The organism is Amycolatopsis sp. NPDC003731, assembly GCF_053586895.1.
The window spans coordinates 1-9,929 of record NZ_JBSFNC010000235.1; the positions used below are offsets into that span (position 1 = coordinate 1).

The following is a 9,929-nucleotide window of genomic DNA, read 5'->3' on the forward strand; positions in this document are numbered from 1 at the left end:
TGACTCATTCGGGACCTCCGGCGCCGCGAATGAGTCATTCGCGACAGCCCGCGCCGGGAAGCTCAGACCTCCGCGGCGCCGCAGTCGGACAGGACCTTCCGCAACGGGTCCGCGATCGACGGCGCCGCCGCGTACGTCGCGTCCGCGCCCAGCTCCGGCGCCGCTCCCGGCAAGACGACCTCCGCGCCCGCCTCGGCCGCGATCAGCGCTCCCGCCGCCCAGTCCCAGCGGTTGAGGCCGTGCTCCACATACGCGTCCAGCCAGCCCGCCGCCACCGCGCACAGGTCCAGCGAGGCCGCCCCGTTGCGGCGGATGTCGCGCACGTGCCCGAGCAGCGCGGCCGCGAAGCGCGACTGGCGCGTCCGCCGCGAAGGCGAGTACGCGAAACCGGTTCCGACCAGCGTCACCTCCAAGCTCGACGGCGCCGACACCGTCAGGCGCCGCCCGTCGAGGTACGCGCCCTGGCCGCGGGCCGCCGACCACACGCGGCCGCTCGCCGGCTCGACCACAGCGCCGGCCACCGACACCCCGCCGACCTGGGCCGCCACCGAGACCGCGAACCACGGCAGCCCGTAGAGGAAGTTGACCGTCCCGTCGATCGGGTCGACCACCCACGTGACGCCGTCGCCCGCCGCACCGCCGCCTTCCTCGCCCAGCACCGGCTCGCCGGGGCGCAGCGAAGCCAGCCGCGAGCGCACCAGCTCCTCCGACTCGTGGTCCACCGCGGTCACCACGTCGGTCGCCCCGGACTTGGTGCCCACGGCCACCGAGCGGCCATCCGCCATCCCCTCCCAGGCCTCGCGGACCAGGGCGGAGGCTTCCGTCGCGACCTGCACCGCGACGCTTTTCAGCAACGACTCGTCAACTCCCACGTCCGACATGTCACCACATCCGGTTAAAGTCTCCGAGGCAGGCTTCTGAATCGTGCGAGAAGGGACCACGTCCGTGGTGGAGGCGACCCGCCGAGGTTTCGGCATCGACATCGGCGGCAGCGGGATCAAGGGCGCCTTGGTCGACCTGGACGCCGGTCAGCTCATCGGCGACCGCATCCGGATCGAGACGCCGAAGCCGTCCACGCCGTCGGCGGTGGCGGACGTCGTGCACGACGTCGTCACGCAGGCGGGCTGGGACGGCCCGGTCGGCGTCACGCTGCCGGCGGTCGTGAAGCGGGGCGTCGCGCACACCGCCGCCAACATCGACAAGCAGTGGATCGGCACCGACGCCGACGCGCTGTTCGCCAAGCGGCTCGGCCGCAGCGTCGACCAGATCGCGATGCTGAACGACGCGGACGCGGCGGGCATGGCGGAGATCCGCTTCGGCGACCCGGTCGCGCGCAAGGGCGTCACCGCGCTGCTCACCTTCGGCACCGGCATCGGCAGCGCGGTGTTCCAGGACGGCAAGCTCGTCCCCAACACCGAATTCGGCCACCTCGAGATCGACGGCCACGACGCCGAGAAGCGCGCGGCCGCTTCGGTGAAGGACAACGAGGGGCTCTCCTACCCCGAATGGGCCAAGCGGGTGCACCGTTATCTGACCGTGCTGGAAAACCTGATCTGGCCGGATCTGTTCATCGTCGGCGGCGGGGTCAGCAAGAAGGCCGAGAAATGGGTGCCGCTGCTGGACATCCGCACTCCGGTGCTGGTGGCGAGCCTGCAGAACAACGCCGGCATCGTCGGCGCCGCGGCCGCCGCGGCGGAGGGCATCGAGCACTGAATCGGCGCTGAGGGTGATCGCTTCGCACCGCATGCGCGTACCGTCGTTACAATGGAACACGGCCCACGGCTGCGGAGGGCAAAACCGCAGGCCGAGGCGTGATCCCCGAATGTGAGGCAGCAGTGGCACCCGTGCCGTTGCTCGTCGTGATCGACCGCTGCGAAAGGGCGTAAGTGGCAGCCGCAAGAACCGCAACCCGAGGCGGGACGAAGACCGCGACCGCAGCCGGCGAGCCGGCCGAAGAGGCAGCCACCGGGACGGCGAAGCCGGCGGCCCGCAAGACCACCACCGCCAAGAAGGCGCCGGCCAAGAAGGCACCGGCGAAGAAGGCCGTGACCAAGGGCCCGAAGACCGAAGACGGCGAGCCGGACGGTCCCGGCGACCTCGAGGACGAAGACCTCGGTTCACCCGACCTGTCGGACCTGGAAGAGGTCGAGGTCGACGTCGTCGACGAAACGGTCAACGACGAGCCGGACACCGACTCGGCCGACGACGACGATGACGACGAAGAAGCCGACGAGGAGACGCCGGCTCAGCGTCGCCGCGGCGCCGTGGCCGACAAGGCGGCGAAGGGCTCCGACAACCCGGACTTCGTCTGGGACGAGGAGGAGTCCGAGGCGCTGCGCCAGGCGCGCAAGGACGCCGAGCTCACCGCGTCCGCCGACTCCGTTCGCGCCTACCTCAAGCAGATCGGCAAGGTCGCGCTGCTGAACGCCGAGGAGGAGGTGGAGCTGGCCAAGCGGATCGAGGCCGGGCTCTACGCCGCCGAGCGCGTGCGCACCGCCGAGGAGGAGGGCGAGAAGCTCGTCACCCAGATGCGCCGCGATCTCAAGTGGATCGTGCGTGACGGCGAGCGCGCCAAGAACCACCTGCTGGAGGCGAACCTCCGGCTCGTGGTCTCGCTGGCCAAGCGCTACACCGGCCGCGGCATGGCGTTCCTGGACCTGATCCAGGAGGGCAACCTCGGCCTGATCCGCGCGGTGGAGAAGTTCGACTACACCAAGGGCTACAAGTTCTCGACGTACGCCACGTGGTGGATCCGCCAGGCGATCACCCGCGCGATGGCCGACCAGGCGCGCACCATCCGCATCCCGGTGCACATGGTCGAGGTCATCAACAAGCTCGGCCGCATACAGCGTGAACTCCTCCAGGACCTCGGCCGCGAGCCGACCCCGGAAGAGCTTGCGAAGGAAATGGACATCTCCCCGGAGAAGGTCCTGGAGATCCAGCAGTACGCGCGTGAGCCGATCTCGCTCGACCAGACGATCGGCGACGAGGGCGACTCGCAGCTCGGTGACTTCATCGAGGACTCCGAAGCGGTCGTCGCGGTGGACGCGGTGTCGTTCACGCTGCTGCAGGACCAGCTCCAGTCGGTGCTGCAGACGCTGTCCGAGCGCGAGGCGGGCGTGGTCCGGCTCCGCTTCGGCCTCACCGACGGCCAGCCGCGCACGCTCGACGAGATCGGCCAGGTGTACGGGGTGACCCGCGAGCGCATCCGGCAGATCGAGTCGAAGACGATGTCGAAGCTGCGCCACCCGTCGCGGTCTCAGGTCTTGCGCGACTACCTGGACTGAGCGTTCGTCACGGAAACCCCGCCACCGGCGCACGGTGGCGGGGTTTCCGCCGTTTCAGGGCCGTCCGGTCAGCGTCGTCCAGGGGACGTGGACGACCACGCGCTCCCGCAGCTGCTCGTTGAGCAGCCACAGCTCACCCGTCGCCGGCCAGTACGACAGGTTCTGGCTGTTCACCGGGGCCTGGCCGGCCAGTCTCGACGTCGACGCGCCGCCGACGCCGCCGTGCAGGCAGGACGGGTGGTCGCCCGCCACGCCCGCGTACTCCGGGCACACGCCCGTCAGCACGAAGTAGCCGTTGCGCGACGCCGCTCCCTGCATCCCCCAGACCGGGGACGAGAAGCCCTCCACCGCGTGCACCTGGCCGTCGGCCGACGCCGCCAAACCACCGGAAGCCGCGTCGAACGGCCAGCGCAGGACCCGGCCGCCCGCCGCCGACGGGACGTGCTCCGCCGTCACGATCGTCGAATCCGTGTGGTCGAACGACAACGTCGACAGGCAGGGGCGCACGTCGGTCGCTGTCGTGCACGCGCCGCCGCCCGGGTACCAGTACGCGCCGATCTGCGGCATCGCGTAGTCGTAGAACGCCGCGTGGTACTGGCCGTCCGCGCCCAGGCCGACCGTCCCCGCGCTCGCGTCGACCTTCCAGAAGTGCGTCGTGTCGAAGACGCGGATCAGGCCGCCGGTCGTCGCCACGAACAGGCGGTTGCCCGCCCACGTCAGGCCGTGGCCGTGGCCGGTGACGACCCGGAAGTCCGTGCCGGACGTCGGTTCCACCAGCAGGACGTGCCGGTAGCCGAGCCCGGTGGTGTCCACAAAGGACAGGCGGACCATCGTGTCGCCCGGCGTGTGCCACGACGCCGCCACGACGCGCTTGCCGCCGACCGTCCCGGTCGCCGGCGAAGCGTCCCCGGAGCCGGTCAGGCCCTGCGGGATCCAGTCGTTGGTCTTGTCGTCGTTCGCGTCCTCCCAGCAGAAGCCCGCCGGCTTGAGGGCCGCGGCCAGGTTGGTGCCGTGGCAGAGCGGGCGGGCCTTCCGGTTGGTGTCGGCGAGCAGCGAGCCGAGCCCGCGCGGCGGGAGTTTCGTCTCCAGTGCGGCGATCCGCGAACCGTAGGTGGCGAAGGTGTCGCCGGCGGTGAGCCGGAAGCCGTCGACGGTCGCCGCGTCCAGCCGGGGGAAGGTCGCCGCCGCCTGGGCCGCCGGGGCGAGGCCGAGCAGCAGCAGCGTCACGAAGCCGATCAGGAGTCGCATGGCGGTAGCGTGCCCGCCGCGCGTACACGACCGGTACAACTCAGGGCACGGCCAGCCCGCGCTCCCGCAGCGACTGCTCGACGCGCAGGCGTTCGATCTCGCGGTCCATCCCCTCGGGCAACTCCCCGAGCCGGTGCGGGACGCCGACCTGGCGGCAGGCCACGGTGAGGAGCTCGTCGTAGGCCTGCCGGGTGCCGAGGCGGCGCGCGGCCGGGGTTCCGGACGGGTAGCCGGCCAGCAACCGGTGCACCCGGCGCAGGTCCGCGGCGACGCGCTCGATCGGCGGGCTTTCGGGTTGCGGCTTCGCGCGCTTCTCCCGGATCCAGGCGACCAGCTTGGGGATCCGCAGCGCGCACCAGAACAGCACCGTGGGAGCGAGACAGACCACGGCGAAGAGGATCAGGTTCGCGAGGACGCCACCGGCGCCGTCCATCCTCCGATGGTAAGCCCGCAACGCCCGCCCCGCGGAGACCTTTTCGCGTGATCGGAGGGTCAGCACGCGTGATCGGAGAGCCGACACGCGTGATTGGAGGGTCGACACGACGCCAGTTGCCGTGTCGTCCCCTCAATCACGCGTGTCGACCTCCTGATCACGCGTGTCGGCCCTTGGGTCACGGGAGGTCGGGGTGCTCCGGGGTTTCTTCGACCAGCCACAGCACTCCGGCCGGGGGGAGCTGGAGGACCGCGGATGCCGGCTGGCCGTGCCACGGCTCCTCGACCGCCTCCACCGCGCCCATGTTGCCGACGCCGGAACCGCCGTAGGCCTCGGCGTCGGTGTTGACGACCTCCAGCCAGCGGCCCGCCGCCGGCAGGCCCACCCGGTAGTCGTGGTGGGGGACGCCCGCGAAGTTGGCCACGCAGGCCAGCCGCGAGCCGTCGGTGCCGATGCGCAGGAAGCTCAGCACGTTGCCGCTGGAGTCGTTCGCGTCGATCCAGCGGAAGCCGTCCGGTGAGGTGTCCTGGCTGTAGAGCGCCGGGGACGACCGGTACACCGTGTTCAGCGACCGCAGCAGCTCCCAGACGCCGAGGTGCAGCGGCTCGTCCATCAGGTGCCAGTCGAGCGAGCGCGACTCCGACCACTCCCCCGGCTGACCGAACTCGCCGCCCATGAACAGCAGCTGCTTGCCCGGATGGGCCCACATGAACGCCAGCAGCGAGCGCAGCCCGGCCGCCTTGTTCCACGCGTCGCCCGGCATGCGGCCCCACAGGGATCCCTTGCCGTGCACCACTTCGTCGTGCGACAGCGGCAGCACGAAGTTCTCGCTCCACGCGTACACGAGCGAGAACGTCATCTCGTTGTGGTGGTACGCCCGGTGGATCGGCTCGTGCGAGAGGTACCGGAGCGTGTCGTGCATCCAGCCCATGTTCCACTTGAAGCCGAACCCGAGGCCGCCCAGGTGCGTCGGGCGGGTGACGCCCGGCCAGGCCGTCGACTCCTCGGCCACCATCACCACACCCGGGTGTCGCTTGTAGACGGTCGCGTTCAGCTCCTGCAGGAACCGCACCGCGTCCAGGTTTTCCCGCCCGCCGTACTGGTTGGGCAGCCACTCCCCTTCCTTGCGGGAGTAGTCGAGGTACAGCATCGACGCGACGGCGTCCACGCGCAGGCCGTCGAGGTGGAACTCGTCGAGCCAGAACAGCGCGTTGGCGACCAGGAAGTTGCGGACCTCGTTGCGGCCGAAGTCGAACACGAGCGTGCCCCAGTCGGGCTGCTCGCCGCGGCGCGGGTCCGCGTGCTCGTACAACGGCGTCCCGTCGAAGCGGGCCAGCGCCCAGCTGTCGCGCGGGAAGTGCGCCGGCACCCAGTCCACCAGGACGCCGATCCCCCGCTGGTGCAGGCGGTCGACGAAATAGCGGAAGTCGTCCGGCGAGCCGAAGCGGGACGTCGGCGCGTAGTACGACGTCACCTGGTAGCCCCACGAGCCGCCGAACGGGTGCTCCGACACCGGGAGCAGCTCGACGTGCGTGAAACCGGTTTCGACGAGGTAGTCGCCGAGCTGGTCGGCCAGTTCCCGGTAGTCGAGCCCGGGCCGCCACGAGCCGAGGTGCACCTCGTAGACGCTCATCGGCGCCGCGGCCCACTGCTTGGCTTCGCGCCGGGCGACCCACTCGTCGTCGTCCCAGACGTGAGCGGAACTGGTGACGACCGAAGCCGTCGCGGGCGGCTGCTCGGTGGCGAACGCCAGCGGGTCGGCCTTCTCGTGCCAGTTGCCGTCGGCGCCGAGGATCCGGAACTTGTAGCAGGTGCCCGCGCCGACGCCGGGCACGAACAGCTCCCAGACGCCGGACGAGCCCAGCGAGCGCATCGCGTGCCCGCGCCCGTCCCAGCCGTTGAAGTCGCCGATCACCCGGATCCCGCGCGCGTTCGGCGCCCAGACCGCGAACGACGTCCCTTCGACGACCCCACCCGGGGTCTCATAGGACCGCACGTGCGCGCCGAGCGCCTCCCAGAGCCGTTCGTGCCGGCCCTCGCCGATCAGGTGCAGGTCCAGCTCGCCCACCGTGGGCAGCCAGCGGTACGGGTCGTCGCAGGTGACGGTGTGCCCGTCGTACTCGACTTCCAGCCGGTAGTCACCGGGGTGCTCGGGCACGGCGACGGCGAACAGCGCGTCGATCACCGGCTCCATGGGGTACTTTTCGCCGCCCGCGACCAGCGCGACGGCCTTGGCGCCGGGCAGCAGCGCCCGGGCGGCGAAGCCCTTGCCCACGGCGTGCACGCCCAGCACCGAGTGCGGGTCGTGGTGGGACCCGGCGAGCAGCCGGTCGATGTCCGCGGCCGGCGGGGCCGCGGCCGGGAGGCCTTCGGGAGCCGCGTTCACGGTGTCGTCCCTCCGCTAGTGATCCGGGCGATCGACGCGAGCGGCACGCCCAGCCAGTCCGGCCGGTTCGCGTGCTCGTAACCCACTTCGTAGACCGCCTTGTCCAGTTCGAAGGCGCGCAGCAGCTCGCCCTGCTCCCGCGGGTCCGCCGCGACCGCGGCGTAGCCCTCGCAGAACGCCTTCCGGTTGCGCTCCGACCATTCGTGGGCGCGCTCGGCCAGCGCACTGTCGTCCGGCTGGCCGACCAGCATCTGCTGGGCCGCGTAGTCGAACGACCTCAGCATGCCCGCGACGTCGCGCAACGGCGACCGGAGCGCGTGCCGTTCTTCCACCGGGGCCGCCGGCTCGCCCTCGAAGTCGATCAGCAGCCAGCCGCCGACGGTCCGCAGCACCTGGCCCAGGTGCAGGTCGCCGTGGATGTACTGCATGGTCACCGCGTCCAGCGGCAGGGTGCGCAGCTTCTCGAACGCCGCCCGCAGCGCCGGGGCGTGCGCGGCCAGTTCCGGCACGCGCGCGGCGATCGTGTCGAGCCGGTCGAGCATCGCCTTCGCCGAGCGTTCCAGCTCGTCGGCGTCCACCGGCTCGGTGCCGAGCGCCTCGGCCAGGTCCGCGTGCACCTCGGCGACGGCCCGCCCGAGCCGCTCCGCCTCGCCGGCGAAGTCGCCGCCGACCTCCTCGGCGTGCAGCTCCGGCGCGGCCATCAGGTCGCGGACGCTGGTGGTGGCCATCGCCCAGCCGTCGACCGCGTCCGGGACGAACTGCTGGAGCATGCCGACCGTGGTCGGTTCGCCGTCCAGGTCACCGGTGATCGAGCCCAGCGGGGCCGCGATGTGCTTGCTGCCCACCGCCTGCAGCGCGCGGTGCAGCAGGAGGTCCTTGTTCTTGCCCGGCGACAGCTTCCGGAACAGCTTGAGGATGTACTGCCCGGCGTAGACCAGGGACGTGTTGCTCTGCTCCGAGGTGATCGGCCGGGCCCGCAGGCCGGTCTCCAGCTCGACGCCGGGCTCGTGCTCGAAGGTCAGGGAGCCCACGGTTTCCTCACGGGCCATCAGGTCCAGCAGCACGCCGGTGACGTCGAGGTCGCCGGACGCCTCGTAGGCGTTCAGGTCACCGACGGCCCCGATCCAGCTGGTCGACGCGATCTCCGGCGGGTGCGTCCGCCGGCCCACCAGCAGCTGGTAGGGCTCGCGCCGGTCGTCCTGGGCGACCTCGATCACGACGTGCAGGAGCTGCGGATCGCCGGACACCAGCTCGGTCACACCGAGCGTCCGGACGCCGGTCACCGGCCGGTCCTTGCCGGCGAACCACCGCTGCTCCGGCAGCCAGCGCTTCAGGTCCTCGGTCAGGTCGTCGACCAGCTCACGCGGGTCGGACAAGGGACTCACCTCGCTTCGCCTTCGTCTCCCGGGCTCGTCAGCTGGAACCAGTAGAAGCCGTGCCCGGGCAGCGTCAGCAGGTACGACAGGTCCCCGATGCTGGGGAACCGCACGCCGCCGGTGAGCTCCACCGGCGTGCACCCGCGGTGCGCGGACAGGTCCAGCTCCACCGGCTGCGGGAACCGGGACAGGTTGTTCACGCAGAGCACGACGTCTTCGCCGCCGTCCGGGCGCCGCCACTGGCGCTTGTAGGCCAGCACGCTCGGGTTGGACCCGCCGAGGTCGACGAACTCGCCCTCGGCGAACGCGTGGTGCTGCTTGCGCACCTCGATCATCCGGCGGGTCCAGTTGAGCAGCGACGAACTGTTGTTGGACTGCGCCTCGACGTTCAGGCCCTGGTAGCCGTACACCGGGTCCATGATCACCGGCAGGTAGATCCGGCCGGGGTCGCAGGAGGAGAACCCGGCGTTGCGGTCCGGGGTCCACTGCATGGGGGTGCGGACCGCGTCGCGGTCGCCGAGCCAGATGTTGTCTCCCATGCCGATCTCGTCACCGTAGTACAGAACGGGCGAGCCCGGCAGGGACAGCAGCATCGCGGTGAACAGCTCCTGCTGGTTGCGGTCGTTGTCCAGCAGCGGCGCGAGCCTCCGGCGGATGCCGATGTTCGCCTTCATGCGCGGGTCCTTGGCGTACTCCGCGTACATGTAGTCGCGCTCTTCGTCGGTGACCATCTCGAGGGTCAGCTCGTCGTGGTTGCGCAGGAAGATCCCCCACTGCGTGCCGCTGGGGATCTCCGGGGTCTGGGTGAGGATCTCCGAGATCGGGAAGCGCGACTCGCGGCGCACGGCCATGAAGATCCGCGGCATCAGCGGGAAGTGGAAGGCCATGTGGCACTCGTCGCCGCCGACCTGCGGGTCGCCGAAGTACTCGACGACGTCCGAGGGCCACTGGTTCGCCTCGGCCAGCAGGATCCGGCCCGGGTACTCGTCGTCCACGACCTTGCGGCAGCGCTTGAGGAACTCGTGCGTGCGCGGCAGGTTCTCGCAGTTGGTGCCCTCCTGCTCGAACAGGTACGGCACGGCGTCCAGGCGGAACCCGTCGATACCGAGGTCGAGCCAGAACCGCAGGACGTCGATCATCGCGTTCTGGACGTCGACGTTCTCGTAGTTCAGGTCGGGCTGGTGGGAGAAGAACCGGTG

At 70.8% G+C, this 9,929-nt stretch carries 8 protein-coding genes; 2 read left to right on the plus strand and 6 right to left on the minus strand.

All coding sequences use genetic code 11. The features are described from left to right. Positions 1 to 62 precede the first annotated feature (62 nt). The gene (locus ACWDN5_RS44735) at positions 63 to 881 is read right to left on the minus strand and encodes an inositol monophosphatase family protein (protein WP_310974887.1); all 819 of its coding nucleotides are present in this window, start codon (positions 879 to 881) and stop codon (positions 63 to 65) included. Positions 882 to 945: 64 nt separating this feature from the next. Here ACWDN5_RS44735 and ppgK point away from each other — a divergent pair, with 64 nt between their 5' ends. Both ppgK and ACWDN5_RS44745 read left to right on the plus strand, forming a co-directional pair. Continuing rightward, positions 946 to 1,713: a polyphosphate--glucose phosphotransferase gene (ppgK, locus tag ACWDN5_RS44740; RefSeq protein WP_396136973.1), complete on the plus strand. Its 768-nt coding sequence runs from the start codon at positions 946 to 948 to the stop codon at positions 1,711 to 1,713. A gap of 173 nt (positions 1,714 to 1,886) precedes the next feature. After that, a complete protein-coding gene (locus ACWDN5_RS44745) occupies positions 1,887 to 3,287 on the plus strand; it encodes an RNA polymerase sigma factor (protein WP_449680545.1) in 1,401 nt (466 codons plus the stop codon). A 54-nt stretch (positions 3,288 to 3,341) separates the two neighbouring features. Here ACWDN5_RS44745 and ACWDN5_RS44750 read toward each other — a convergent pair whose 3' ends face one another. The 5 genes from ACWDN5_RS44750 to ACWDN5_RS44770 all read right to left on the minus strand — a co-directional run. Next, on the minus strand, positions 3,342 to 4,535 hold the full coding sequence (locus ACWDN5_RS44750) for a hypothetical protein (protein WP_449680546.1): 1,194 nt from the start codon (positions 4,533 to 4,535) through the stop codon (positions 3,342 to 3,344). Positions 4,536 to 4,575: 40 nt separating this feature from the next. Next, positions 4,576 to 4,968, minus strand: coding sequence for a hypothetical protein (locus ACWDN5_RS44755; protein WP_310974884.1), 393 nt, complete (start codon positions 4,966 to 4,968; stop codon positions 4,576 to 4,578). A gap of 178 nt (positions 4,969 to 5,146) precedes the next feature. Beyond that, a complete protein-coding gene (gene glgB, locus ACWDN5_RS44760) occupies positions 5,147 to 7,354 on the minus strand; it encodes a 1,4-alpha-glucan branching protein GlgB (RefSeq protein ID WP_449680547.1) in 2,208 nt (735 codons plus the stop codon). After that, a complete protein-coding gene (locus ACWDN5_RS44765) occupies positions 7,351 to 8,730 on the minus strand; it encodes a maltokinase N-terminal cap-like domain-containing protein (protein ID WP_449680548.1) in 1,380 nt (459 codons plus the stop codon). Before ACWDN5_RS44765 ends, glgB begins: the two co-directional genes overlap by 4 nt. A gap of 5 nt (positions 8,731 to 8,735) precedes the next feature. Then, positions 8,736 to 9,929, minus strand: a 1,194-nt coding sequence (locus ACWDN5_RS44770) for an alpha-amylase family glycosyl hydrolase (RefSeq protein ID WP_449680549.1), incomplete at its 5' end; no start/stop codon positions are given.

What these genes read in the sequence shown, in the direction of transcription:
- ACWDN5_RS44755 (WP_310974884.1), bottom strand. Translation starts at nt 4,968, where the DNA reads ATGGACGGCGCCGGTGGCGTCCTCGCGAACCTGATCCTCTTCGCCGTG.
- ACWDN5_RS44735 (WP_310974887.1), bottom strand. Translation starts at nt 881, where the DNA reads ATGTCGGACGTGGGAGTTGACGAGTCGTTGCTGAAAAGCGTCGCGGTG.
- ACWDN5_RS44750 (WP_449680546.1), bottom strand. Translation starts at nt 4,535, where the DNA reads ATGCGACTCCTGATCGGCTTCGTGACGCTGCTGCTGCTCGGCCTCGCC.